Annotated in this window: 24 protein-coding genes; 14 read left to right on the forward strand and 10 right to left on the reverse strand. The window is 34.7% G+C overall.

Annotated features, from left to right (window positions below):
* The first annotated feature begins 88 nt into the window (after nucleotides 1–88).
* The 9 genes from ASD98_RS08400 to moaA all read left to right on the forward strand — a co-directional run bounded on the left by ASD98_RS08400 (nucleotide 89) and on the right by moaA (nucleotide 6,538).
* Nucleotides 89–835, forward strand: coding sequence for a sulfite exporter TauE/SafE family protein (locus ASD98_RS08400; RefSeq protein WP_056202687.1), 747 nt, complete (start codon nucleotides 89–91; stop codon nucleotides 833–835).
* Nucleotides 836–1,034: 199 nt separating this feature from the next.
* A complete protein-coding gene (locus ASD98_RS08405; RefSeq protein ID WP_056202689.1) occupies nucleotides 1,035–1,610 on the forward strand; it encodes a molybdenum cofactor guanylyltransferase in 576 nt (191 codons plus the stop codon).
* Between the two features lie 5 nt (nucleotides 1,611–1,615).
* Nucleotides 1,616–2,404, forward strand: a complete 789-nt coding sequence (cobA, locus tag ASD98_RS08410; protein WP_056202691.1) for a uroporphyrinogen-III C-methyltransferase — start codon at nucleotides 1,616–1,618, stop codon at nucleotides 2,402–2,404.
* Between the two features lie 2 nt (nucleotides 2,405–2,406).
* Complete coding sequence (locus tag ASD98_RS08415) at nucleotides 2,407–2,646, forward strand: MoaD/ThiS family protein (RefSeq protein ID WP_056202694.1); 240 nt, start codon at nucleotides 2,407–2,409, stop codon at nucleotides 2,644–2,646.
* Nucleotides 2,647–2,656: 10 nt separating this feature from the next.
* Nucleotides 2,657–3,733, forward strand: coding sequence for a HesA/MoeB/ThiF family protein (gene moeB, locus ASD98_RS08420; protein ID WP_056202696.1), 1,077 nt, complete (start codon nucleotides 2,657–2,659; stop codon nucleotides 3,731–3,733).
* A 3-nt stretch (nucleotides 3,734–3,736) separates the two neighbouring features.
* Nucleotides 3,737–4,090, forward strand: a complete 354-nt coding sequence (locus ASD98_RS08425; protein WP_082577810.1) for a lysozyme inhibitor LprI family protein — start codon at nucleotides 3,737–3,739, stop codon at nucleotides 4,088–4,090.
* A gap of 98 nt (nucleotides 4,091–4,188) precedes the next feature.
* Nucleotides 4,189–4,620: a molybdenum cofactor biosynthesis protein MoaE gene (locus ASD98_RS08430; protein WP_056202704.1), complete on the forward strand. Its 432-nt coding sequence runs from the start codon at nucleotides 4,189–4,191 to the stop codon at nucleotides 4,618–4,620.
* Nucleotides 4,621–4,629: 9 nt separating this feature from the next.
* A complete protein-coding gene (gene moaCB / locus ASD98_RS08435; protein WP_056202709.1) occupies nucleotides 4,630–5,544 on the forward strand; it encodes a bifunctional molybdenum cofactor biosynthesis protein MoaC/MoaB in 915 nt (304 codons plus the stop codon).
* The gene (gene moaA / locus ASD98_RS08440) at nucleotides 5,531–6,538 is read left to right on the forward strand and encodes a GTP 3',8-cyclase MoaA (protein ID WP_056202712.1); all 1,008 of its coding nucleotides are present in this window, start codon (nucleotides 5,531–5,533) and stop codon (nucleotides 6,536–6,538) included. Before moaCB ends, moaA begins: the two co-directional genes overlap by 14 nt.
* Nucleotides 6,539–6,847: 309 nt before the next feature.
* Here the strand turns inward: moaA and ASD98_RS08445 are convergent, their stop codons facing one another.
* The 3 genes from ASD98_RS08445 to ASD98_RS08455 form a co-directional block, all read right to left on the reverse strand.
* Nucleotides 6,848–7,507 carry a hypothetical protein gene (locus ASD98_RS08445; RefSeq protein ID WP_056202715.1) on the reverse strand — a complete coding sequence of 220 codons (660 nt, stop codon included), beginning with the start codon at nucleotides 7,505–7,507 and terminating at the stop codon, nucleotides 6,848–6,850.
* Between the two features lie 472 nt (nucleotides 7,508–7,979).
* Entirely contained in the window at nucleotides 7,980–9,422 is a 1,443-nt protein-coding gene (locus tag ASD98_RS08450) for a rubredoxin (RefSeq protein WP_056202718.1), read from the reverse strand.
* 73 nt (nucleotides 9,423–9,495) lie between these two features.
* Nucleotides 9,496–13,011, reverse strand: a complete 3,516-nt coding sequence (locus ASD98_RS08455; protein WP_056202721.1) for a nitrate reductase — start codon at nucleotides 13,009–13,011, stop codon at nucleotides 9,496–9,498.
* A gap of 176 nt (nucleotides 13,012–13,187) precedes the next feature.
* Between ASD98_RS08455 and ASD98_RS08460 the strand changes: the two genes are divergently transcribed.
* The 5 genes from ASD98_RS08460 (at nucleotide 13,188) to ASD98_RS08480 (ending at nucleotide 18,865) form a co-directional block, all read left to right on the forward strand.
* The gene (locus tag ASD98_RS08460) at nucleotides 13,188–13,892 is read left to right on the forward strand and encodes a Crp/Fnr family transcriptional regulator (RefSeq protein WP_056202724.1); all 705 of its coding nucleotides are present in this window, start codon (nucleotides 13,188–13,190) and stop codon (nucleotides 13,890–13,892) included.
* A gap of 462 nt (nucleotides 13,893–14,354) precedes the next feature.
* On the forward strand, nucleotides 14,355–15,794 hold the full coding sequence (locus ASD98_RS08465) for an alginate export family protein (protein WP_128414794.1): 1,440 nt from the start codon (nucleotides 14,355–14,357) through the stop codon (nucleotides 15,792–15,794).
* Nucleotides 15,795–15,823: 29 nt separating this feature from the next.
* The gene (locus ASD98_RS08470; RefSeq protein WP_056202727.1) at nucleotides 15,824–17,053 is read left to right on the forward strand and encodes a CmpA/NrtA family ABC transporter substrate-binding protein; all 1,230 of its coding nucleotides are present in this window, start codon (nucleotides 15,824–15,826) and stop codon (nucleotides 17,051–17,053) included.
* A 23-nt stretch (nucleotides 17,054–17,076) separates the two neighbouring features.
* Nucleotides 17,077–17,964 carry a nitrate ABC transporter permease gene (gene ntrB, locus ASD98_RS08475; protein ID WP_082577811.1) on the forward strand — a complete coding sequence of 296 codons (888 nt, stop codon included), beginning with the start codon at nucleotides 17,077–17,079 and terminating at the stop codon, nucleotides 17,962–17,964.
* Between the two features lie 94 nt (nucleotides 17,965–18,058).
* Nucleotides 18,059–18,865, forward strand: coding sequence for an ABC transporter ATP-binding protein (locus ASD98_RS08480; protein WP_056202729.1), 807 nt, complete (start codon nucleotides 18,059–18,061; stop codon nucleotides 18,863–18,865).
* A gap of 64 nt (nucleotides 18,866–18,929) precedes the next feature.
* Here the strand turns inward: ASD98_RS08480 and ASD98_RS08485 are convergent, their stop codons facing one another.
* The 7 genes from ASD98_RS08485 to ASD98_RS08515 all read right to left on the reverse strand — a co-directional run bounded on the left by ASD98_RS08485 (nucleotide 18,930) and on the right by ASD98_RS08515 (nucleotide 25,068).
* Entirely contained in the window at nucleotides 18,930–19,550 is a 621-nt protein-coding gene (locus ASD98_RS08485) for a bifunctional 2-polyprenyl-6-hydroxyphenol methylase/3-demethylubiquinol 3-O-methyltransferase UbiG (RefSeq protein WP_056202731.1), read from the reverse strand.
* A gap of 3 nt (nucleotides 19,551–19,553) precedes the next feature.
* The gene (locus ASD98_RS08490; RefSeq protein ID WP_056202735.1) at nucleotides 19,554–20,267 is read right to left on the reverse strand and encodes an endonuclease/exonuclease/phosphatase family protein; all 714 of its coding nucleotides are present in this window, start codon (nucleotides 20,265–20,267) and stop codon (nucleotides 19,554–19,556) included.
* A 21-nt stretch (nucleotides 20,268–20,288) separates the two neighbouring features.
* Entirely contained in the window at nucleotides 20,289–20,786 is a 498-nt protein-coding gene (locus ASD98_RS08495) for a GRAM domain-containing protein (RefSeq protein ID WP_128414795.1), read from the reverse strand.
* A gap of 179 nt (nucleotides 20,787–20,965) precedes the next feature.
* A complete protein-coding gene (locus ASD98_RS08500) occupies nucleotides 20,966–21,331 on the reverse strand; it encodes a hypothetical protein (RefSeq protein ID WP_056202741.1) in 366 nt (121 codons plus the stop codon).
* A gap of 141 nt (nucleotides 21,332–21,472) precedes the next feature.
* Nucleotides 21,473–22,729, reverse strand: a complete 1,257-nt coding sequence (locus tag ASD98_RS08505) for an alginate export family protein (protein ID WP_056202745.1) — start codon at nucleotides 22,727–22,729, stop codon at nucleotides 21,473–21,475.
* A gap of 79 nt (nucleotides 22,730–22,808) precedes the next feature.
* Nucleotides 22,809–24,308: a nitrate/nitrite transporter gene (locus ASD98_RS08510; protein WP_056202748.1), complete on the reverse strand. Its 1,500-nt coding sequence runs from the start codon at nucleotides 24,306–24,308 to the stop codon at nucleotides 22,809–22,811.
* A gap of 100 nt (nucleotides 24,309–24,408) precedes the next feature.
* Complete coding sequence (locus tag ASD98_RS08515; protein WP_056202751.1) at nucleotides 24,409–25,068, reverse strand: response regulator transcription factor; 660 nt, start codon at nucleotides 25,066–25,068, stop codon at nucleotides 24,409–24,411.
* Between the last annotated feature and the right edge of the window lie 42 nt (nucleotides 25,069–25,110).

Raw genomic sequence — 25,110 nt, forward strand, 5'->3', positions numbered from 1 at the left:
GTTAAGGATGAAAAGCGGTGTGTAATTTTAAACATATAGCTGAAAACTTGAAACCTGAAACAAAGAAAACCTGATACAAAAACACACAATGAACATCTTAAGTTCCGAAAACATAGTACTATTCAGTTTCGCATTAATCATTATTGCGTTTTTATATTCTAGCGTAGGTCACGGCGGTGCATCGGGATATTTGGCTTTGATGAGCATTTTTGCTTTCCCGATTTCGATTATGAAACCGTCTGCTTTGCTGTTGAATTTGTTTGTTTCGAGTATATCATTTTTGTTTTATTACAGAAAGAATTATTTCAAACCAAAGCTCTTTTATCCGTTTGCAATTGCCTCAATTCCGGCAGCATTCATTGGAGGTTTTATAACTTTAGACAGCGCGATTTATAAAATTGTTTTAGGAATTGTATTGGTTTTTGTAGCGCTGAGATTGTTTGGCGTATTTAATTTTAAAGAAAAAGAAGAAGTAAAAATCAATCTTCCGATTGCATTGGTAATTGGTTTTGCAATAGGGTTATTATCAGGAATGTTAGGAATTGGCGGTGGAATTATCCTAAGCCCGATTTTATTGTTTTTAGGTTGGGCATCGGTAAAAGAATCGGCTGCAGTTTCGAGTTTATTCATTTTTGTGAATTCAACAGCCGGAATGTTAGGTTTCTTTTTAGGAGGAAAAACAATCCCGATGGAGAGTTTCTATCTGGTTCCGATTGCAGTTGTAGGAGGAATGCTGGGAGGCTTTTACGGAAGCGGTTCTTTCTCTAACAGAACATTAAAAATGGTTTTAGGAACGGTAATTTTGATGGCAAGCGTCAAATTGATTTTTCCTTGAAATTTATTTAAACACATAGAAACATAGATTTTTTATGATATTGAAAAAAAAGATTTAAAAGATAACAGGTTATCACACATAGCTATGTTTATTTATGCAAGTGAAACGCCTTTAAGCACAAAGAAAAACTATGTTTCTATGTGTTTAAAAAGACAAAGATTGGCAAAACCTGAAACTTGAAACCTGAAACAAAAAAGATATGGAAACAACATTAACAACATTTATTCTTTGCGGTGGAAAAAGCTCTCGCATGCAGTCAGAGAAAGGATTGGTTTTGTTTCAGGAAAAACCATTTATTGAACATATAATTAAGGCGATTTTGCCCATTACGGAGCAGATCAAACTAATTACAGCATCAAAAGAATACGATTATCTTCCTTATGAAAAAATACAGGATATTATTTCAGATAAAGGCCCGTTAGGTGGAATTTATACCGCTTTATCACATTCTGAAACCGAATTCAATTTGATTTTAAGCTGTGATATTCCGTTGATTTCTACTGAATTGCTAACTGAATTAATTTCAAAACATACAGAAGAAGCTGGAATTACCGTTTTTGCTTCCGAAAGTAAAACGCATCCATTAATCGGAATTTATTCAAAAAAAATTGTTCCGATTATCAAAAGTGCGATTGATTCAGATGAATTAAAAATGATGGATTTGCTGGCTAAAGTACCGCATCAAATTTTGAATATAGAAGAAAGTGAAAACTTTCATTTGACGAATATTAATTCGGCCGACGAATTAAATGACCTGAATATCAATTTAAGTTAAAGATTATGCAAAACTTAAAAACACCAAAATTAACGATTGTTGGCGCGGGTCCGGGCGACGTTGAGCTGATTACGATGAAAGCCATTAAAGCTTTAAAAAGTGCCGATGTAGTTTTGTATGATGCTTTGGTCAACGAAGAATTGTTAGAATATGCATCAAACGCAGAAATTGTTTTTGTTGGAAAACGATTAGGCTGTCACGCTTACACGCAAGATCAGATTAATGATTTGATTGTTTCGATGGCAAAAAGTCACGGGCATGTGGTGCGTTTAAAAGGCGGAGATCCGTTTGTTTTTGGAAGAGGAAGTGAAGAAATTGAATTTGCAGAAGAGTTTGGAATTGAAACCGCTATTGTTCCCGGAATTTCATCTGCTTTGGGCGTTCCTGCTTCGGTTGGAATTAGTCTGACGCAGCGCAAAGTAGCCGAAAGTTTTTGGGTAATTACCGGAACAACTTCTGATCATAAATTATCAAAAGATGTTCTTTTAGCTTCAAAATCGGCGGCGACGGTAGTTATTTTGATGGGAATGCATAAATTGAACGAAATAATTTCTATTTATCAGGAAAACAGAAATGACGATTTACCCATAGCCATTATTCAAAACGGAACAAAAAATTCAGAACAAAAAGTGATTGGAACTATCAATACAATCACTAAATTGGTTGCTGAAAAAAACATATCATCGCCCGCTATTATTGTGATTGGCGAAGTGGTTAGAAATACTTCAAGCTGGATTTCCTATTTTCAGGAACATTTTGAAGATGAATTCATTTTTCAGAATTTAAATTTATAAAAATGATCGAGATTAAATATTTTGGAGCTGTCGCTGAAAAGACAAAATGTGAATTCGAAAAGTTATCTTTTTCCGAAGAATTGTCTCTGCAAAAATTATTGCATGATTTAAACGAAAAATACCAATTTGAATCGCTTTCTTTCAGCGTAGCAGTAAATCAAAAAATAGTTTCAAAAGCAGCAGATTACAATTTACAAACAAGTGATATTGTTGCTTTATTACCACCATTTGCCGGAGGATAAAAATTAATTTATGAGTGCATCAAACCGATATAACCGACAAATGATTCTTCCTGAAATAGGAGAGGATGGTCAGTACAAATTATCGAAAGCTAAAGTTTTGGTTATTGGTGCCGGAGGCTTGGGCGCGGCAATTCTGCCTTATTTGGCTGCGGCCGGATTTGGCGAAATAGGAATTGTAGATGATGATGATATTGAGATTTCGAATTTACATCGTCAGGTGATTTACAAAAGTTCGGCTGTTGGAAAATCCAAAGCTGAAGAAGCGAAACTGATGATATCAGAATTGAATCCGCTGGTAAAAGTCAACGCTTTTGCAGAGAAATTATCAGGTAAAAACGCCATTTCGTTATTTCAAAACTATGATATTATTGTTGACGCAACAGATAATATTTCAATTAAATATTTAATAAACGATGCTTGTCTGTTAACCAATAAACCAATGGTTTACGGATCAATTTTTAGATTTCAAGGACAAGTTTCAGTTTTCAATTATCAAAACGGACCAACATACAGATGTTTGTATCCAGATGAAAACAATAACGCTTTAAACTGCGAAGATGCCGGAGTAACCGGAATTTCGGTTGGAATTATCGGAATGCTTCAGGCAAATGAAGTTCTGAAAATGATTCTCGGAATTGGAGAAGTTTTAAGCGGTAAAATATTAGTTTATAATATTCTCAATAACGAACAGCAAAAATATGATTTTGATAAAAGTGATTTTAAGTCAATAAGCAGAGAATCATTCGAAGAAAAATACTATAAATCTGAAGTTGAAGAAGTTAATTTTGAATCGATTTTGGATGAAATAAATAATGATGAGATTCTATTTTTGGATGTTAGAAATGAAGAGGAACTTCCAAAAATCAATTTAAAAAATCAAATCCAGATTCCATTAATTAATCTAGAAAATGAAATTGAAAAACTGGATAAAAACCAAACGATTTACATTTTCTGTCAATCTGGAATTAGAAGTAAAGTCGCAGCAGAGTTACTTCAAAAGCATCAATTTAAAAATATAAAAAGTGTTGCTGGAGGTATTTTAGCAATGAAAGATTTAATAAAAGAAAAAACTACCATTTCAATTTAAATTATGAAGAAAACCTCATTCGTATTATTTATGTTTTTCTGCTTTACACAATTTATGTTTTCCCAAAAAGAGGTTGATTATACAGGCGAAACAGAATTATATAAAATTTATGAAAAAGCAGATAAAGAGTTGAATACCGTTTATAATCAGTTGAAAAAGAAACTAACGGCAAATGATCAGGCAAATTTGGTTACTGCACAAAAAGACTGGATAAAGTTTAGAGATTCAAATTGCAAATTTCAAAGCTATTCTGAAGATGAAGGAGGAGTTATAGCAAACAAAATGTATATAGATTGTAGAACTCAAATGACAATCGACAGAACTAAAGAATTGAAAAGTTTGTTGAGTGATTTTTAAAATTTATAATTAATAATTCGAGATAAATTTGACACTATTTTACAGATTGAATAAAATAAAAATTCGTGAATTCGTGGCTATCAAAAAAAACATAAAAAATGAGTAAAAATGTATTTGTAGAAGGGCCAATTTCTCCTGAATTTATAGCCGAGTCGATTGCGAAACACCAATCGAAACATACAATTGGGGCGCACAATATTTTTTTAGGACAAGTTCGTGCCGATGTAATTCACGACAATACAGTCGTGGCGATTGATTATTCAGCTTACACGGATATGGCAAACGAAGCTTTGCACACGATTCGCGAAAAAGCTTTCGCCAAATTCGATTTAACCTGTATGCACATTTACCATAGTTTGGGCGTTGTAAAAGCAGGCGAAATTTGTTTGTTTGTTTTTGTTTCGGCGATGCGACGCAAACAAGTTTATGAAGCAACAGAAGCAATCGTAAACTGGATTAAAACCGATGTGCCGATTTTTGGTAAAGAAATATTTGAAAACGATACATTCACCTGGAAACAAAATACCTAATAAAACAGAATGGTAGATATTACGCATAAAATAAGCACATTAAGAAAAGCAACTGCAACGGCAATTGTAAAAGTCAGCAGACAAGAAACAATTGACGCAGTAGTGAATAATTTAGTTCCGAAAGGAAATGTGCTCGAAATGGCAAAAACGGCAGGATTATTTGCGGTAAAAAATACGCATTTGTCTATTCCGGATTGTCATCCGCTTCCAATTGAATTTACATCGGTCGAATATAAAATTGAAGGATTGGAGATTCAGATTATTTTCAATGTAAAAACCGTTTACAAAACCGGAGTTGAGGTTGAAGCCATGCACGGTGCATCGATTGTCGCGCTTACGATGTATGATATGCTGAAACCAATTGATAAAGAAATTGAAATTTCAACCATCAAATTGATTAATAAAGAAGGTGGAAAATCTTCTTTCAAAAATAAATTTCCGAATGCTATAAAAGCGGCGGTTTTTGTTTGTTCTGATTCGATTTTTGCAGGCGATAAAGAAGACCGATCCGGAAAAATTATTGTGGAGAAATTAGAGTCATACGGAGTTGAAACTTCTCATTATGAAATTATTCCAGATGAATTGGATATTATTCAGGAAAGAACTAAAGCTTACGCAAAAGAGAATCAATTGGTAATTTTTACAGGCGGAACGGGATTATCTCCAAGAGACGTTACGCCGGAAGCTTTGTCACCAATTTTAGAAAGCAGAATTCCGGGAATCGAAGAAGCAATTCGCGATTACGGACAGCAAAGAATGCCTTATGCCATGCTTTCAAGAACTGTGGCCGGAACTTTGGGTAAAAGTTTAGTTTTAGCTTTGCCGGGCTCAACAAATGGAGCGAGAGAATCGATGGACGCTGTTTTTCCGCATGTAATGCACGTCTTTCATATTTTAAAAGGAAAAAATCATGACAGCCTCTAACACAATTTTGACGGATGGTTTTGGGCGCAGACACAATTACCTGCGCATTTCGCTGCTGGAAAAATGCAACCTGCGTTGTACGTACTGCATGCCGGCCGATGGAATTGCGCTTTCTCCTAAAGCCAGTTTAATGACGGCTGACGAGATTTTTGGTATCGCTCAGACTTTCGCACAAAATGGTGTTGACAAAATTAGATTAACGGGCGGAGAACCGCTTTTACGAAAAGACTTTCCAGAGATAATCGCAAAATTAGCTGATTTAAATATTTCACTTTCGATAACGACTAATGGAATTTTAATTGATCGTCATATCGATGTTTTGAAACAGTTTAAAGTCAAAAAGATCAATTTGAGCTTAGATACTTTGGTTTCGTCTAAATTCCATTCTATAACACTCAGAAATCAGTTTGAAAAAGTTGTTGATAATTTGCATTTACTTTTAAATCATGATTTTCAGGTAAAAGTAAATGTAGTTTTGATGAAAGGTTTTAATGATAACGAAATTGTAGATTTCGTTAAACTAACACAATTTTTACCAATTTCAGTTCGCTTTATAGAATTTATGCCGTTTGCCGGAAATGAGTGGGACAGAAGCAAAATGGTTTCTCAAAATGAGATTTTATCTTTAGTAGGAAATAATTTTACTGAAGATGAAATTCTAAAACTGGAAGATGAAAAAAGCTTCACGGCGAGAACCTACAAAATAAAAGACTTTCAAGGCGATTTCGGAATCATAAGTTCAATTACAAATCCGTTTTGTGACAGCTGTAACCGAATTCGTTTAACTGCTGATGGCAAAATTAAAAATTGTCTTTTCTCGAATTCAGAAACGGATCTTTTAACTCCTTTCAGAAATGGTGAATCGATTACAAATTTGATTTCTGAATCTGTTCAAAATAAGAAGAAAGTCCGCGCCGGAATGGTTACAATAGATGAAATGAATGATCCTGCAAAACATTTTGATAATCGTAGTATGATTGCGATTGGAGGATAAGAGTTATGAGTTATGAGTTATGAGTTATGAGTTATGAGTTATGAGTTATGAGTTATGAGTTATGAGTTATGAGTTATGAGTAATCCTTAATATCCCTTTGACTTTTCTCAGGTTCACATAACGATTACGATTGTCAGGCGGAGCGAAGTCGAAGCCCTTCGCACAATATGTCCTTGCAAGGAACGAAGCAATCTCACTAGCATGCACAACATAACTTATTATTAGTGCGATTGCTTCGTTCCTCGCAATGACTCATTGGAACGCATAAAAAAAAGGTTTAACTTTTTAAAAGTCAAACCTTTCTAAATATTATTTTTTCTTTTTAGCTTTTGCCTTTTTCTGAGACTTTGCTTTCTTTTTAGCTATTTTTTTAGCTTTAGCTTTATCCTTCGCTTTTTTAGCTTTTTCTTTTTTCTTAGCAGCAGCTTTTAGTTTTGCTTTTTTAGCTTTCTCTTTCTTTTTGTCTTTTTTAGCTTTCTCTTTTTTCTTAGCTAATTTCTTTTTCGCTTTGTCCTTTTCTTTGTCCTTCACTTTCTTTACTTTTTTATCAGATTTATTTTTAGAAGTTTCTACAGTTGTAGTTGTTCCATTTGTGCTTTCTTTCTTTGCATCAGAAACAGCAGTTTCTGTAACTACAGTTTTTACTGCTTCCGGTTTAATAGTTGGAGTTAATACTTTTTTAGCAGGTGCTCTACGTGCTGCCGGCTTTGGCGTAGTTACAGCTGTTTTTGAAACAGAAGCGGCAGGTGCTTTTGCTGCAGTTGCTGGTTTTTTTGCAGCTGTTGCAGCAGGTTTTGCAGTTGTAGCAGCTTTAGTCGTTGCAGCAGTTTTAACTGGAGCAGTCTTACGAACAGGTGCTTTTGCGGGTGTTTTATTTTCAGCTTTTACATTTTCTGCAGCTGGCTGAATATTTTCTGTTGTAGGTGAATCGATTTTCTCAGGGGTAATTTCTTCGTTCTTGTTTTCCATATTAGTGCGCTTTTAAATGAGGATATCGTTAGTAATGTAACTAAATTGTTAATTTACAGTTAAGTAAAGATAATTATAAAACAAGTCTCCTAATGTTAAGTTTTTTATTAAAATTTTAGCTTAACTATTTGAAAGTAAAACGCTTGACTTTTTTAATGAAATTAAAAATCGAAATCTCTTAACAATTCTACATGAAAAAACAGAGAAAATTGCTGTATAAATGAGGAGATTGTTAAAAGTGAGATGTGAAAAATGAATTGTGAATTGTGAATGGCGAATTGTAAATGTAAAAAGTGAAATGTAAAATGTAAAATGTATTTACTTGATGTCTCTTTTGAAAACGAGTGCCCTTGCCCCGATGGGAGGGAAAATCCTTTTGTGTCTCGTTTTTTGGAACGAGACACAAAAGATTTGGAAGGACAGCGGGATTAGCTCCTAATAATTATTCTGATAAATATTAATTCTCTGCAATTTACTTCGTCAGTTCGCTATCGATCCTGTCCAGAATTTTGAAATTGCTTTTTGGCGCTTCGCATAAGGAACAGCAATAATCTTCGCCTAAATCTGTAAACAAAATACCTTTTGGAATGCCTTGGCTTTCATCTCCAAATTCTGACTTATACAACGTTAAGCATTCCTGACATTGGTAAATATCTTGCTGCGGTTTTTCTTTTTTCTGAGTTTTTTCGGTGGTTTCTGCGGCTGCATTTCCGAGTTCGTCGAAATATTTTCGGCTTAATTCAATTAAAATAGTTGGCAGTTCGAGTTTGTCAATGTCTTGCGAATGCACAATGTATTCTCGTGTATTTGGATCGAAATTCTTCGCATATAATACATTATAGGTATCGCGAATTTTTATCGACTCTAAAGCGGCTGGAAGTTCGTTTTTTTCAATTACGATAGAAGTAAAATAATGCCCGTCGCGATTGTATTCGGATATTCCGAAATTCAATCCGTAAGTACTGATATCAAATTGATCGAGCGTTCGAACCAAAAAAGTTTTCAGGTTCAGGGCCCATTCCATGGCAACGGGTAAATGCCAGTTAAGTTCTAATAAGGAATGACGAACGTTGATTCCTCTTTTACCTAAGAATTTTTCCCATTCTAGTTTTCGGTCTTTTGGGATTCCTTTAATAATAAAAGATTTCCAGGGCGTAATGCAGATTTTTCCGATTTTGCAGTCGAAACATAAATCGCACATTTCTTTTAGGAAATCCAGATCATAAAGGTTATTACGCCAATAAAGTCCGAGCCAATATTGATCGATTCCCATTCTATTCATTCCTTCATAATAAGGAAACGGATAAAACGGAACATTCAAAGGTTTATCAATCGTTCTGTTATTGGTGTCTAAAGCCTCGCTTACGAGATTAAAAATCAAATCGATTCCGATAGATTCTTCGGCGGTAATTTTTTCGATTTCGTAATAGAATTTAGCAATATCCCAGCTGTAAATTAGAACAGGATACACTTCCATACGTTCCCATTTTGGTAGACGAATATATAAATACCAATAATCTTCGTGTTCTGAAGCAATAAAATTTAAATGTCCGGTAAACAACGGAACCAACTGTTGTTTCGGATCGTTTATGTTGACTTTTAGTTTGGGCTGTTCTTTAAAAAGTTCTAAAATGTAAAGAAATTTATTTCCGGTAAGCCAATTGGTATTTCTAAAAATATCAGTAGAAACATAAGACGAAACAATATTATTTCCACTTTTTTGATCGGGATAAACAAAATGATGTTTTCCTAAAGCGTTTTTATCCAAAGATTTAAAACCTTTTGGGAAAATAATATCCTGTCTCGACCCAAATGAAATAGAATCCAGTCCTTGATCTGCAGCCATATTAACTACTTCTCTCAATTCTCCCGGCGAAATAACGCCTCCTTTTACTATTAATCTTGTTAACTCCATGGTTTTTGTTTTGTTTCAGGTTTCATGTTTCAGGTTTCGCGTTCCAACAACTTGAAACATGAAACAAAAGAAACTATTTACATTTCGCCAATATCTCTTTAACTTCTGTTTTACAGCTTCCGCAGCCTAAACCGGCTCCTGTGTTTTTGCATAAATCGGTAAAATTATTTACACCGCTTTTAATGGTTTCTTCGATGTTTCCGGCTCCAACCTGACTGCAGGAACAAACCAATTTTCCTAAAACAGGTTTTGCATTTGAGCTTCCTCTTAATAATAAATTTCGTTTGTCTGATAATTCGATTTTGCTTTCGATCATCGTTTTGAATTCGGCAAACTCGTTTTTATCTCCCATTAAAATAGCACCCACCAGTAAATCATCTTTTACGATGCATTTTTTGTAATAGCGTTTTTTCAAATCGGCAAAAATAATTTCTTCGAATGAATCGTCGTTTTCCGGAATTTCAATATCGCCAATGCTGCAAAGATTTAAATCTTCGAGTTTTAAAATATTCATTAAAACCGAACCTTTGTAATAACTGCTGATATCTCCGGCTAAAAAGTTGGCTAAAATATCTGCCTGTTCTTCGGCGGCAGAAGTGATTCCGAATAATTTATTATTGAATTCGGCTATTTCTCCAATTGCAAAAATATCTGGATTTGAGGTTTGTAAATACTGGTTTACTTTCACGCCGCGTCCGCAGGAAAGACCACTTTCTCTGGCAATTTCTATGTTTGGAATTGTTCCGATGGTATAAACGATAGCATTCGCGGTAATGATTCTACCGCTTTTTAGCGCAATTTCTATTTCGTTTGAATTATCGGTTTCAAAAACGGTACTGACTTCATTATCAAAATAAATCTGAATATCACGAAGCTGAACTTCTTCGGCCAATAATTTACTGGAGATTAAATCCAGCTGACGTTCCATCAAACGCGATGCTCTTTGAATTATGGTTGTTTTTACTTTTTTATGTTTTAAAGCGGCAGCCAATTCTAATCCTAATAAACCTCCGCCAATAATCACAACATGCTGTTCTTCTGGTGGAAGATTGGTGCTGTCGAGATGTTTCTTTAAACGATCTGCATCTTCTTTTCTTCTTACGGTAAATCGGCCCGGAAGATGAAGCTGTGCGTTTTCTGGAATAAATGGACGACTTCCTGTAGCTAAAATTAACGAATCGAAAGTGTGTGTTTCGCCCAAGCTGTCTTTTATAACTTTATTGGCTGTATCTATTTTATCGATCGCAACGCCAGCTTTCATGGTAATGTTGAGCTTATTTAAAGCTTCGCCGTCTTTTACTTTTAAAAGCTGTTCCCAGCTGAATTCGCCCGTCATATATTCCGGCAGTAAAACACGATTGTAAAACGGATTTATTTCATTCGAAAAAACAATAATTTCATCGGTTGTATTGAATTCACGGTAGTTTTGAATAAATCTAAAAGAAGCGGCACCTGCGCCTACAATCGCAATTTTTTGAAATGGTTTTACATATTTCGTAATTGCAACGGTGGTGAATTTAAAATCAGGTTCTTTTGAAACCGGATCGACAACGGTATTGGTTAAATTATTAGTTCGGTTTAAATCATTTTCGAGTTGTTTTCCCCAATGCATTGGCAGGAAGACTACTTTTTCTTTGATCGAATCGGTTACTTTTGCTTTTACACGAACTTCGCCATTTTTACTGGAAACAATTACAATATCTCCATTTTTGATATTATTTTTAAAAGCATCAATAGGATTAATTTCTAAAACCGGACTTGGAGTATGTGTCATTAATCGGGAAACTTTTCCTGTTTTAGTCATCGTATGCCATTGGTCGCGAACTCTTCCGGTTGTTAATATAAACGGGAATTGCGGTGTTGGCTGTTCTGATGTATTTTCAATCGCTGCAGGTAAATTAAAAATGGCTTTTTGCGATGGTGTATAGAATTTTTTATCGGTAAATAGGCGGGAAGTTCCAGGATGTCCGTAATCTGGAACGGGCCACTGAAAAGTGCCTTCGGTTTTTAAACGATGATAATTTAAATATGAAATATCGATGTTTGTACCTTTGGTAAGCGCACAATGTTCCTTGTAAATTTCTTCGGCACTATTAAAATTGAATCCATGGAAATTCATTTTTTTGGCAAAACGAATTAAGATTTCGATATCCGGAAGTGCTTCTCCCGGTGCATTTATTCCTTTTGGAAGATAAGAAATTCGACGTTCTGAGTTGGTCATTGTTCCTTCTTTCTCTAACCATCCGGCAGCTGGCAAAAGTAAATCGGCAAATTTTGCGGTATCGGCATTATGCGAAATATCCTGAACGACAACAAATTTGGCGTTTTGAAGCGCTTTTTCAATTCTCCTGGAATCAGGTAAACTTACAAGTGGATTGGTACAGATAATCCAAACCGCTTTCATTTTTCCGGATTCTAAAGCATCAAACATTTCCGTTGCTGTTAAGCCCGGTTTATCTGAAAGTTCGTCAACGCCCCAAAAATCGGCAACTTCTTTACGATGCTGCGGATTGGCGATATCTTTATGTGCCGCCAAAAGTGTTGCCATTCCTCCAACTTCACGTCCGCCCATTGCGTTGGGCTGTCCGGTTAAGGAAAATGGGCCTGAACCTGGCTTTCCAACTTGTCCCGTTAATAAAGATAAATTTAGCAGCGCCGTATTTTTATCTACTCCAACGGCACTTTGGTTTAAACCCATTGCCCAAAACGAAAGGAATCCTTTTGCTTTTCCGATAGTGTCGGCTGCAAGTTTAATATCGTTTACCGGAATCCCGCAGAGTTTAGAAGCTTTTTCGAGTGAAGTACTCAGCACTAAATCTTTATATTGTTTGAAATTCTCGGCATTGTTTTTTACGAAATCATGGTCTACGTACCCTTTTTCGATAATACGTTTGGCGATGGCATGATATAAAATAATATCTGATCCGGGAATAATCTGTAAATGAATATCGGCGAAAGCTGCGGTGTCTGTTCGTCTCGGATCGATTACGATTATTTTTGTTTTCGGATTTTTCTCTTTGTGTTTTTCAATTCTTCTAAATAAAATAGGATGGCACCAAGCAGGATTTGCACCTGTAATTAAAAGTGTATCGGCAAGTTCGATATCATCGTAAGAAATTGGTACAGAATCTTCTCCAAAAGTTTTTTTATAACCCACAACAGCAGAACTCATGCAAAGGCGGGAATTGGTATCGATATTATTGGTTTTCAAAAAACCTTTTACGAGTTTGTTTACCAAATAATATTCCTCGGTTAAACATTGTCCCGAAATATAAAATCCAACACTGTCAGGGCCGTGTTTTTTTATGATGGAAGAAAAAACAGCCGCCGCACGATCAAGCGCCGTATCCCAGCTCACGCGTTCCAGCGGATACGATTTACTCCCCCGCATTTCCGGATATAAAATTCTGTCTGAAGTATCATTAACTACATAATGCAGATTCATACCCTTAGAGCACAACATTCCTTTGTTGACCGGATGATCTTTGTCGCCTTCTACCATTACGCCGTTTTTGGCATCGTTAGTGACGATAATTCCGCAGCCGACGCCACAATAGGAACAGGTAGTTTTGATTTTGGTATTTTGCATTACAGTTCTTTTTTAGATACTAATTCTTGAATCTGCGGAGATTTAGATAAATCACGTATACAAAAATAAGTATTTTTACGTATAAATACGTATTTTTTGAAATTATTTTTCTATTTTTGATAAAAATAAATGAGGAACAACAAATTAGTTTTTAAATCGGTTAAAATTTAGAACTCATGAAAGACGAGCAAGCAATTTGTTATACCTGTGCCAACGAGAACTGTTTTATTAAAAAACATCTGCATCTGGAACAAATGAAACAATATGTTCAGAAGAAACATAGTTTTCTTTGCAAAAAATCGCAGCAGTTTATCATTGAAGGTGCTCCAATTCAGGGACTTTATTTTATCTGTAAAGGAAAAGTAAAAACAGTTAAAACCGGAATTAACGGCCGCGAGCAAATTGTTCGCCTTACTAAAAACGGCGATACAGTTGGTTTTCGTGGTTTCGGAACAAGTAAACGTTATCTTATTGGTGCTTATGCTCTTGAAGATACGGTTTTGTGTAATTTCAGCAATGAAACTATGATGGAAATTCTTCATAATGTTCCTGAATTTACGTATGCCTTAATGTTGTTTTATGCCGATGAACTCAATAAAAGCGAAAACAACATCCGTAAAATTGCCCATATGAATGTTCGTGAACGTGTCGTTGATTTATTATTATACATTCACCGAAAATTTGGACAAATAAACGGTTTAATTGAAATCGAACTTTCAAGGAAAGAAATCGCAGACTTCGCCGGAACGACTGAAGAACAGGTTATTCGTGTTCTTTCAAGCCTAAAAAAAGAGTCCTTAATAAAAACAGTAGGCAAAAGAATTGGCATCCTTGCCATTCCAAAACTTCAGTCAGAAATCAAGGAACATAAGTATTTTTAGTTTCAAGTTTCAGGTTTTCTTTGTTTCAGGTTTTGCTCTATTCTATGAGGTAAACCCTTGACTTCGCTCATAAACTCGTTTTTCAATATAGCCCAAGGTTTCAACCTTGGTAGACATATCGTTTATCATTTTAATGCTCCCAACGGTAAAACAGTTGGCTATGTTTTATTATCCAGCGGGTTACCAATCCCAACCGTAAAATCACATTTCGTTTCTCTCTCTACAATTATCTAATTTTCTAATTACCACATTATCTAATTCAATAATTAAGTTAAATTACGTAATAACAAAAATCCCTTATTCCACTGATATTCGCTTCAAATTCATGCCAAAACGCAGAAAACAAATTGACTTTCAAACGCTTTTTATCGGTTAAAAAAAATATTTTGACATGGTATAAGTATTGTACTTAAGTATTTGTACGTATATAAATTTGCCTCATACAAATCAAAACAAATTATTATGAGCAAATTAACCAATCCAATATTAAAAAACCAAGGTACTATTTTTACATCTAAATTTTCAAAATCTATTCTATTGGGTTTTGTACTTACAATTTTAGGAAGCTATCAAGCAAAAGCGCAATTTACACTTACAGGTCAGTTAAGAGACCGTGTTGAAATGCGTGCCGGACAAGGAACATTACAACAAGAAGGTGATAAAGCCGCTTTATTTACAAGTCAGAGAACAAGATTAAACGCCGGATATTCCGGATATAGATTTAAAATTTTTACAGCGCTGCAAGATGTTCGCGTTTGGGGGCAAGATGCTTCTTCTATTAACAGAACAACAACAGAAGCAAATAACGGAATTTTATTGCACGAAGCCTGGGCAGAGATTTTTTTGAATGATACGGTAAGTACGATTCAAAATTTGTCTATAAAAGCCGGACGTCAGGAAATCGCTTATGACGATCAAAAAGTTTTGGGAAGTTTAGACTGGTTGCAACAAGGAAGACGTCACGATGCGATCGTTTTCAAATTTGCCAATAAGGGCTGGATTGCTGATGTTGGAGCAGCTTTCAATCAGAATAAAGAAAATAATACGGGAACCATTTACAATGGCACAAATCCGGCTTACGGTGCAGGAACTAACGGAATTGGAACTATGTACAAATCTTTTCAGTACGCTTATGTAGGCAGAAAATTCTTCTTTGGTGACTTGTCTTTTCTATTCTTCAAGGATGATTTCAACAAATATACTTTAGCGACTGCCGGAACGCCACCAGTGACTACTAAAGTAAACGGAACAGGAGTTTGGAGCAGAAATACGACCGGAATCTACTTCAACACCAATGTAACCCGAAAATTAAATTTGATGGGAAGCTACTATTATCAAGGAGGAAAAAATAAAGATGGAAGATCGTTAAATGCTAATTTATTGTCGATTACATCAACCTTACAAGTAGGAAGAAAATTATTTATTGGGCCTGGAGTTGATTTTTTATCGGGTGATGACGGAACCAAAACAGTTACCGCCGATTCAAAAGACAATCGATTTGATCCGCTTTACGGAACGCCGCATAAATTCTGGGGAAGTATGGATTATTTTTATGCTGCAAACGGCTTTGGAAAACAAGGTTTACTGGATTACTTCTTCAAAATAAAATACAATGCCAAAGACAATCTAAGTTTCGCATTGGACATTCACGGTTTTGAGTCGGCAAATACTTTGTCTAATGGAGCTGGTGGAAAGCTAAACTCTTATCTGGGAACTGAACTTGATTTACTTGTAAAATACAATCTAACCAAAATTATTAATATCGAAGCAGGTTATTCTTTCATGAAAGCTACAAATTCTATGGCTTCTGCAGCGGTTAAAAATATTGCCAATGCAGATTTAAACCCTCAGTTTGCTTATGTAATGCTAAATATCAAACCAAACTTTTTAGCTAAAAAGTAATAAATCAATAACTTTTAAATTTCTTAAAAATGAAAAAAATACAGATAAATACATCAGAAGTTTTCAAAAGAATGATACTGATTTTAATACTCGTTTTAGCTTCTTCTTTTTCAGAAGTTGCAGCTCAAAATGATCCTGTAAAACTCGGATTTATTCCTCTAACAGATTGTTCTCCAATCGTAATGGCAAAAGAATTAGGATTGTTTAAAAAATACGGAGTTGAAGTCGTGGTAACCAAAGAATCTTCATGGGCGAATGTTCGTGATAAAATTTTAACCGGTGAATTAGACGGAGCGCACTGTCTGTATTCAATGCCGTTTTCGATTTACACAGGGGTAGGAGGAAAAGCAGGTTCTGAAATGAAAATCGCCATGATGCTGAATGTGAATGGTCAGGCGATTACACTTTCAAATGATTTTTGTGGAAAAGTAGGTTTCAAACAAATGAACAAAATTGCGCCTGTTGTGGCAGCCAAACTTAAGGCAGAAAAAGAAGTGACTTTTGCCATGACTTTTCCTGGAGGAACACACGATTTATGGCTAAGAAACTGGATGGCCATTGCAGGTGTAAGTCAAAAAACATCTAAAATTATTACGATTCCACCTCCGCAAATGGTAGCCAATATGAAAGTTGGAAATATGGATGGTTATTGCGTTGGAGAGCCTTGGGGCGGTGTTGCGGTAAAACAAGGAATTGGTTTTACACAAGTCGCTTCGCAAGATATCTGGAAAGACCATCCTGAAAAAGCTTTGGTTGTCAATAAAGAATTCAGCGAAAAAAGAAGAACTGATCTTGTAAAAGTGATGAAAGCGGTTTTAGAAGCGTGTATTTGGTTAGATAATCCTGCAAATCGTAAAAAAGCGGCTGCCATAATCGGGAAAGCGCCTTATGTAAACGCTCCTGCGGATGTTATTGAAAATAGGTTAATGGGAAATTACGATTTGGGCTGCAACCAGGGAACGGAAGTTTATGCCAAAGATTACATGTTGTTTTACAAAGGTGGTCTGGTGAATTATCCTAGAAAGTCTTACGCGATTTGGGCCATGGCGCAATATGTTCGATTCGGGTATTTGAAAGAAGCACCAAATTATAAAGCAATCGCAGATAAATTGATTTTACAGGATTTATACGAAGAAGTGGCCAAAAGTATGAAAGTAAAAGTGCCAAATGATGATATGAAACCTTTCTCGTTAACGATGGATAAAACGGTTTTTGATCCTTCAGATCCGGCGGCATATTTAAAGGTGGTTAAAAAGTAATTTCAAATTTAAATTAAAATATCATGTCTAATAAAGATACATTAACGCTAAACGATATTGCGGATCAAACGGAAGTTTTGATGGAAAATACAGCGATTGATAACGGAAGAAATGAGAAACTAAAATTGATTTTAAATTCAATTTTGATTAAACTAAAATCAACTGCATTTGCAGGAATCGGAATTGCTTTATTTATTGGTTTTTGGAGTTTGTTGAGTTTTTATACTAAAGATGCATTACCTGGACCTTTGGCTACTTTTACTGTTTTGAAAGAAATGTTAAGCGATCCGTTTTATGATTACGGTCCAAATGATAAAGGAATCGGTTTGCAGTTATTCAATTCAATAAAAACCGTTTTATTGGGCTTTTTGTTAGGTTCCTTAGTGGCAATTCCAATTGGGATTTTGATGGGAGCCAGTACGATTTGCAAACAAATTATGTATCCCATTGTACAGCTTTTGAAACCCGTTTCGCCTTTGGCATGGTTTCCTATTGGTTTGGTCGTTTTTAAAGATACGGGTATGGCGACTATATTTATCGTTTTCATTACATCCTTATGGTCGACTTTAATCAATACTTCTTTCGGAATTGCTTCTATTCCCCAAGATCATAAAAATGTAGCAAAAGCATTCGGTTTTTCTAAAATGCGTTACCTGACTAAAATTTTGATTCCCTTTAGTTTGCCGCACATTATTACCGGATTACGATTGAGCATCAGTGTGGCGTGGCTGGTTATTGTTGCCGGAGAAATGCTTTCAGGTGGAGCCGGAATTGGTTTCTTCGTATGGGACAGCTGGAACGCCTTAAGTTTAGAAAAAGTAATTTCAGCCATTATCATCATTGGAATAGTTGGTTTGATATTCGATAAATTTTTTACATACGTGGAAAATAAAGTGGCTTACAAAGCTTAATCAGAGGTGCAAAGAAGCAAAGGTTCAAAGGGACAAAGAGAGGCAACCTGAAACCTGAAACTTGAAACTTTCAAAAATCTAAAATTATACACTCATGAGTTATTTAGAAATCAAAAATTTAGAGATATCATTTCCAACTCCAAAAGGGAAATACATTGCTGTTCGTGATATTAATTTATCCATTCAAAAAGGAGAAATCATTTCGATAATAGGACATTCTGGTTGTGGAAAATCGACTATTATGAATGCTATTGGCGGCATGTTGACGCCAACTGGCGGTTCTGTCGAATTAGCCAATCAAAAAATAAAAGGCCCGGGGCCGGATCGCGGAATTGTTTTTCAGAATTATTCACTTTTGCCTTGGTTAACGGTAGAACAAAATATCTTTCAGGCTGTTGATTCGGTTATGAATTGTTCTAAAAAAGAGAAACACGAAATTGTGATTCAGAATTTAAAAATGGTCAATTTATTTGAACATAAAGATAAATTACCTGGGCAACTTTCGGGTGGAATGAAACAACGTGTTGCTATTGCGAGAGCTTTTGCAATCAATCCGGGAGTATTACTTTTGGACGAACCTTTCGGAGCTTTAGATGCCTTAACAAAAGGATCGATGCAGTTGGAAGTTTTGAAATTGTGGAATTTAGACAACAGGGAAAAAACGATCGTAATGATCACGCATGATATCGAAGAAGCTTTGTTTTTATCTGATAGAATTGTGGTGTTGAATAATGGTCCGGCATCGACCATCAGAGAAATTGTAGAAGTGCATTTGCCAAGGCCGAGAAACAAAATTGAAATCGTGAAAATGCCTGAATATATTGCTTTAAGAGATAAATTATTGCATTTATTGACAGACAAATTCTCTATTGAAGATATGGGAATGAAATATAAAAATTAAAGAGAATTTAGTTGAGATGTTCTGTTGAGACGCATTTGAATGCGTCTCAACATTTGTAAATTAGTTATTTTTTCTTTCCAACAAATCGAATCACAGAACCTTTTCCGTTATGGAACAAACCTTCATTCAGTTCAATTTCTGTTTCTTCTAATTGGATGATTTCGTAGTTAGGAAAATCAGCTTTTATTTCTTCGATTGAAAATAAAGATTCAATATCTTTCGGTCCTCCAACTTTATCATTAACAGCAAGATATTCCAAATGCTTTTTGCTGAAAGCTTCAAAAATAATAATACCATTTTTGCGTAATAACTTGTCAAGTTGTTTATGAATAGCCGATTTAATTTCTGCCGGAAAATGAGCATAAATCAAAGCAATAGCGTCAAATTGTTCTTCCTGAAAATCCAGCGTTTCTAATTCGCCAACCTGATAATCAATTGAAACATTGTTTGTTTCAGCAAGTTTTAAGGCTTTGTTTTTTCCTTCTTCGCTAATATCAAAAGCGGAAACTTTCCAGCCTGATTTTGCTGCAAAAATGGCATTTCTTCCTTCGCCTTCAGCAGGAAAAAGAATAGCGCCGGGATTTAGTTTTTCTAATTGTTCTTTTAAATAATTGTTGGGGTCTTCGCCGTACGCAAACTCTTCGCTGCTGTAACGGTCGTCCCATCGCTGAGTCCAGTTGTTCATGGTTTATATATTGAATTTTATTATTAAAGGTTTGTGGTCGCTGAGCGCTGTCCAGTCTTGATAAGTTCCTATTTCGACACTTTCCAGAGTTTCAATAAAATCATTTGAAGCAAAGCAGTAATCCAGATGATACGGTTTGTTTTCGTGTCTATAAAGATATAAAGTTGGATGCTCTTCTTTACCCTGAATTTGATTAAAATATTTATGATACGTGCTAAAAATCTTTTTGTCTCCCAGTTTGTTTACAACGGTTGTATGATTGCCTTCTCTTCGCGGTTTGTCCCAAATCGTATTGCTGTTGAAATCTCCAATTAATATGGTTTTGGTTTCTTGAATTAGATCTTCATAATAATTAATTGCTTTCCAAACTTGGGTTACATATTGTCCGTCTTTATCTTCAGGATTGTTTGCCCAGATTGCAAATAAGATAAAATCTAATTTTCCTCTAGTTACGGCTATTGGTAAGATATTTTTAAAGTTTGGATTATGGCAATCTAACAATTGAAACCGATAATCGCTATAAGAGAAAACGCCAAGTCCTTTATGCGGATTTGTTCCGTACCAAAGAATATCGTTTGGCAATTGAATATTAGCAGGAAACTTTAATTTTTCAGGATTTTCACACTCAGAAATTACAGCAATATCAGGATTGTGAGCTAGAATGAATTCTGCTTTTTTCCTGAATGCCATGTTGCAATTCCAAGCTATGATTTTCATTTTGTAGACGTTTAAATAGATTTAGGATTCTATTTTCAGCTCTTTTTCAATTTCATTTTTCCATTTTTCTCTGTTTGTTACAACAAATTGTTCTTTTAAACCATTTTCAGTTCTTATTAATAATCCGTTGTTGATCATTCCTAAAGTCTTTTCAAATTCTATCGAGGTAATATCTTTTAGATTAATTATACATTCGTGTTTTTGGAGAAAATTAAGAATGTTAGTTTGAAAGATTAGTTGATTATCTACTAAATAAAGATTTCCGCCAACTGTGATTCCATTTAGATAATGATTTGCTCTTCCAGAATAGGTTACATTTTTTAATTCTTGAAAAATAACTTCTTTACTGTTTATATGCGCAAACATCTTAAAATAAGATATTAATGTCATGAAAATAAACATAAAGACTGCGATAACTAGTATAACGTTAGAAGTATAGTTTTCTTTATAATAAAAATATAGGGCTAAAAAGATACTAGTTCCTAAACCTAATACTAATGAATATTTTAATCTTTTCACGATTGTTTGTTTTCAAATTGATTTATAGAAAAGTTTTTGTTGTTAACGAAAGTACAAATTAAAGTATAAAAGTATTTGTGCTTTGTACAAAAAAATACCCTTTTCCAAAACTGAAAAAGGGTAAATTAAAAATGTATATTTTAGAAAATTAGATTAAATAGTGCTTGGTATTTTCAATCTTAACCAACAAATTTTGTTTCACCACTATTAATGTCAATTTCAGCAAAATTATGTTTTCCGATAACGATAAGCAGTTTGTTTGCATTATATCCTACATATCTAATTTCAGGTTCTCCTTTTTTTGGTTTTCCGCAAACAGAAATTACATTGGTCTGCCATTTTAGTTTACTTCTTTTGTAGGCCGAAATGGTTTGTAGATCATTTTCAACATAATAAATAATGTTGTCTTTTTTAATGCCTCTTTTTTGTGTTTTGGCGAAATTAATTTCAGAGTTTTTTGAAATTAAAGCATCATTGTATTTTTGGCCAATACCAGGCTGAGCTACAATGAAAGTTAACATTGATAGTTTTAAAAATTGTTTCATTTGGGGGATAGAATTTGGGGTTCGTAATCGATTCAAATATAATTAATTAAACGAGATATAGTAAGTTTTTTGTAAATAAAAAAAATACCCTTTTCCGAAATAGGAAAAGGGTAAAATTGATAGGTTAATTTTGAGGAAAAACTATTTTTTCCAGCTAAAAATTCTTGGATTTACAGAAATCATTAACCACGCCCAATTGTTGGTATGGCCGGCGTCTCCATTTTTAATAAATTCTAAAGTTTTAGAACCAAACATTTGAGAATAACCTCCTGAAACTGTAATGTCTTTCTTGAAGTTATACCCAAAAGTTGCATCAATCTCAGTTCCTAAATACGAATCTAATTTTTCAGTTGGTGTAACTACATCAGCAGCTGATAAGAATACGTGCGGCATTAAAGCAAACTGCCATTTATTGACATTATAATTTAGTTTAATAAATGCATCTTGTAAACCAACATTATTTAAGTGATTTCCAACATAAAAATAATCCATATAACCATTAAAACCGTGATTAGTCCCGAAAATAGGGTTGAACGATTTAATAACTGTACTTGCATCATTTGTGTCTTTCCCTGATAAAAATTCATATCCTAAACCAGCTTTAAAAGAATCGGTTATGCTGTAATTAAAATTTGCTGCAGCATTCCAGGCACTTACTTGTAAATCTGTACTTTTTCCGGTTTGTCCGTGTACCCAAAAGTTAGTATCGATTTTACCTTTTTTATAAGTTAAATAAGGTCCAAAAGTTTGTTTGTAATCTACTAATAATTTAGCATCAGCATTGGCATATTCGTAGCCTGTATTTAATAATAAGAAACTCAAACCAAAAGCTTCATTAAATTGGTTATGATACCAGGCATATTGTAAAGCTTTATAACTGGCAACTGTATAAGGAGTCTGAAGAACATTTTCGGCAGTTGAATTATAAGCACCTCCAAAGTCTAATTTCTGTTTTTCAGTATGAAATGAAACTGTAAGTGCATCATGGCTTTGTGCCTGTTGCCCCCAATCTTGTTCACCCAAAATACGTTGATTGTCATAAGAAAGCACCTGACGTCCCATTCTGGCACTCCATTTTTCTGTGAAATTGTATTGTGCCCAGGCTTCAAAAACAGCAACTCCATTTTTATCTGCTGTAGCTGCCGGAACAACATCACCCCAGGTTCTGGTATTTTGCAGCGTCAATTTTACAATTAGATCTTCTTGTTTATAATTAAAATTTAAACGAGAGCGCTGTGAAATTTGCGACGTACCTTCCTGTGCTTCTTGCAGAAGTTGTTTATATCCGTTTCGGTATTCAAAACGAGGCCTTATTTGTAAATTTACATCTAATTCTTGTGCTTGCAGGGCTACGCCAGTACCAAAAAGCAAAAGAGCAATTAATTTTATTTTTTTCATAAAACGGGTAATTTTTTGATGGCGTAAAAATATAAGAAAATTAAGTCTTTGCTAATGATAAAAATCATTATTTTGAAATTTAATTGGTTACAGGTACAAGTTGTTGTTTTTCAATTGTTTTTATTGGTGCAGGTTGTTTTTTGCTGACACTTTTGGTAATGGCATAATGCATCCAGACCAAACATCCGGTTGAAAAAAGCAGTATAAAAATCCATGAACTTGACCAGATTCCGGTTGCAGTTAATAAATATCCGAAGATAATTGGGCCAAAGAAACCACCCAAACCACCAATCATTCCTACCATTCCGCCCACAACACCAACTTCATTTGGAAAATATTCAGGAATATGTTTGTAAACAGCTGCTTTTCCAATTCCCCACGAAATTCCGATTAGAATTACCAAAGCTAAGAAAACCCACATATTGGCATCAAATTTAATAACGGTAATTCCTTTAGCCAAAAGCTCTTTTTTCTTTACACTTTGATTTTCTGCGACAACAACTTGCTGCCATGATGTTGAAGTTGGAAAAATAGTATTTTCGGCATTATTTTCTTTTTTCTGTACGACAGGAAAATCTGTTTCACCAATCTTAATTTTATCATTTGTAACAGCGGTAATAGTTCCTTTTTTGGTTGCCAAAACTCCAGGGCCAGTAGTTGTAATTTCCATTTTCGGAATAGCTAATAAAGCACTTAAAATTACTGATGAACCTAAAACCCAATACATCACTTTTCTTGCACCAAATTTATCTGATAAATAACCTCCAAACGCTCTGATTACACCAGAAGGAAGACTGAACATAGTGGCAAACAAGCCGCCCATAACCAAGCTGGTTTGGTAAACGTTCATAAAGTTTGGTAATAACCATTGTGAATAGGCTACAAAACATCCAAAAACTAAAAAATAATATGCTCCGAAACGCCAAACTCTTGCAGATTTTAAAGGAACCAGCATTTGAGAAACGGTTTTAGTATTGTTTTCTGGTTTTTTATTTTGAGTGAAAATCAAAAAAGCGATCCCAATTACAACTAAAGAAACAGCATAAATAACAGGAAGTATTTTCCAGCCGTTTTGCGGATCATTAATTGAAAAATGATTTAATAGGGAAGGAGCTAAAAACGTTGTAATAGCTGCGCCGGCATTTCCCATTCCAAAAATTCCCAGAGCACGACCCTGCCATTCTTTTGGGTACCAAATTGAGGTATAACCAATTCCGACTGCAAAACTAGTACCCACCATTCCGAAGAAGAAACTAAGTAAGGCAAACATAAAAAAACTGTCAGCATAGGGAAGGAGAAACAATGGAATTGAGCTGAGAAGCAGTAAAAGTGAAAAAACATATTTTCCTCCAAATTTATCTGTCAGGATTCCAATAGGAAGACGCATAATAGAACCTGTTAGGATTGGAATACCAAGAAGCCATCCCACCTGAACAACGCTCCAGTGGAAAATTCCGTTATCGACTAAAAAGGTTACTAAAACCCCGTTTAAGGTCCAGCAGGCAAAACACACAGTAAAAGCTAATGTGTTCAAAAATAAAATTTTATGTGATTGCGATAATGAGTTTGTATTTTTCATAGCACTTATATTTTTTTTGTAAAAATAAGTACTATAACTTAGTTAAAAACTGCGAAAACGCAGTTTTTGAAAAATAATTACGTAATTATACGTAGTTTTTTTATAGTAATGAATACTCAGTTGCTTTATTCGAAAGTTCCATTAAGTTTTTAACTTTCAGTTTCTTCATTAGGTTAAAACGATGTACTTCCGCAGTTCGTTTACTGATATCAAGGGCTTCGGCAATTTCTTTATTTCCTTTTCCGGATAATAAGAGTGTAAGGATTTCTTTTTCTCTTTTTGTAATCATCATTTCTTCGCCTAAGTTTTGTTTAGGTTCAAATGATGTCGAAGAGTTTGTTAACTGACCGATTAAAATAGATGAAATATCGCCGCTAAAATATTTTCCGCCCGCAGCAACTGTATGTAAAGCTTTTAAGAATTCTTCTTTACTTGAACCTTTTAATAAATAACCGTCGGCGCCGGCTTTTATGGATTTCAATACGTATTCTTCCGATTCGTGCATTGAAAGCATGATGATTTTTACGTTATTATTTTCACCTCTAAGTTTTTCTACTACCTCGATACCGGTTAAATTTGGCATACGAATATCTACTATAAGTAAATCGGGTTTGTTTTCTGCTACGACCTCAAGTGCGTCTGCACCATCAATTGCTTCGCCTACAACCTCAATGTTTGCTTCGTTTTCCAAAAGAGATTTGATCCCGTCTCTAACAAAAACATGGTCGTCTGCCAGGACTACACGAATGATATTACTCATAGTTTACTTAATTTTGATTCTGAATTTTTACGTATATTCATC

Source organism: Flavobacterium sp. Root186 (assembly GCF_001428525.1).
Lineage (GTDB): Bacteria > Bacteroidota > Bacteroidia > Flavobacteriales > Flavobacteriaceae > Flavobacterium.

What these genes read in the sequence shown, in the direction of transcription:
- ASD98_RS08470 (WP_056202727.1), top strand. Translation starts at nt 15,824, where the DNA reads ATGAAAAAAATACAGATAAATACATCAGAAGTTTTCAAAAGAATGATA.
- ASD98_RS08405 (WP_056202689.1), top strand. Translation starts at nt 1,035, where the DNA reads ATGGAAACAACATTAACAACATTTATTCTTTGCGGTGGAAAAAGCTCT.
- ASD98_RS08485 (WP_056202731.1), bottom strand. Translation starts at nt 19,550, where the DNA reads ATGAACAACTGGACTCAGCGATGGGACGACCGTTACAGCAGCGAAGAG.
- ASD98_RS08510 (WP_056202748.1), bottom strand. Translation starts at nt 24,308, where the DNA reads ATGAAAAATACAAACTCATTATCGCAATCACATAAAATTTTATTTTTG.
- moeB (WP_056202696.1), top strand. Translation starts at nt 2,657, where the DNA reads ATGAGTGCATCAAACCGATATAACCGACAAATGATTCTTCCTGAAATA.
- ASD98_RS08445 (WP_056202715.1), bottom strand. Translation starts at nt 7,507, where the DNA reads ATGGAAAACAAGAACGAAGAAATTACCCCTGAGAAAATCGATTCACCT.
- ASD98_RS08460 (WP_056202724.1), top strand. Translation starts at nt 13,188, where the DNA reads ATGAAAGACGAGCAAGCAATTTGTTATACCTGTGCCAACGAGAACTGT.
- ASD98_RS08500 (WP_056202741.1), bottom strand. Translation starts at nt 21,331, where the DNA reads ATGAAACAATTTTTAAAACTATCAATGTTAACTTTCATTGTAGCTCAG.
- ASD98_RS08480 (WP_056202729.1), top strand. Translation starts at nt 18,059, where the DNA reads ATGAGTTATTTAGAAATCAAAAATTTAGAGATATCATTTCCAACTCCA.
- ASD98_RS08450 (WP_056202718.1), bottom strand. Translation starts at nt 9,422, where the DNA reads ATGGAGTTAACAAGATTAATAGTAAAAGGAGGCGTTATTTCGCCGGGA.
- moaCB (WP_056202709.1), top strand. Translation starts at nt 4,630, where the DNA reads ATGGTAGATATTACGCATAAAATAAGCACATTAAGAAAAGCAACTGCA.
- ASD98_RS08455 (WP_056202721.1), bottom strand. Translation starts at nt 13,011, where the DNA reads ATGCAAAATACCAAAATCAAAACTACCTGTTCCTATTGTGGCGTCGGC.
- cobA (WP_056202691.1), top strand. Translation starts at nt 1,616, where the DNA reads ATGCAAAACTTAAAAACACCAAAATTAACGATTGTTGGCGCGGGTCCG.
- moaA (WP_056202712.1), top strand. Translation starts at nt 5,531, where the DNA reads ATGACAGCCTCTAACACAATTTTGACGGATGGTTTTGGGCGCAGACAC.
- ASD98_RS08490 (WP_056202735.1), bottom strand. Translation starts at nt 20,267, where the DNA reads ATGAAAATCATAGCTTGGAATTGCAACATGGCATTCAGGAAAAAAGCA.
- ASD98_RS08430 (WP_056202704.1), top strand. Translation starts at nt 4,189, where the DNA reads ATGAGTAAAAATGTATTTGTAGAAGGGCCAATTTCTCCTGAATTTATA.
- ASD98_RS08400 (WP_056202687.1), top strand. Translation starts at nt 89, where the DNA reads ATGAACATCTTAAGTTCCGAAAACATAGTACTATTCAGTTTCGCATTA.
- ASD98_RS08515 (WP_056202751.1), bottom strand. Translation starts at nt 25,068, where the DNA reads ATGAGTAATATCATTCGTGTAGTCCTGGCAGACGACCATGTTTTTGTT.
- ASD98_RS08425 (WP_082577810.1), top strand. Translation starts at nt 3,737, where the DNA reads ATGAAGAAAACCTCATTCGTATTATTTATGTTTTTCTGCTTTACACAA.
- ASD98_RS08415 (WP_056202694.1), top strand. Translation starts at nt 2,407, where the DNA reads ATGATCGAGATTAAATATTTTGGAGCTGTCGCTGAAAAGACAAAATGT.
- ASD98_RS08465 (WP_128414794.1), top strand. Translation starts at nt 14,355, where the DNA reads ATGAGCAAATTAACCAATCCAATATTAAAAAACCAAGGTACTATTTTT.
- ASD98_RS08505 (WP_056202745.1), bottom strand. Translation starts at nt 22,729, where the DNA reads ATGAAAAAAATAAAATTAATTGCTCTTTTGCTTTTTGGTACTGGCGTA.
- ntrB (WP_082577811.1), top strand. Translation starts at nt 17,077, where the DNA reads ATGTCTAATAAAGATACATTAACGCTAAACGATATTGCGGATCAAACG.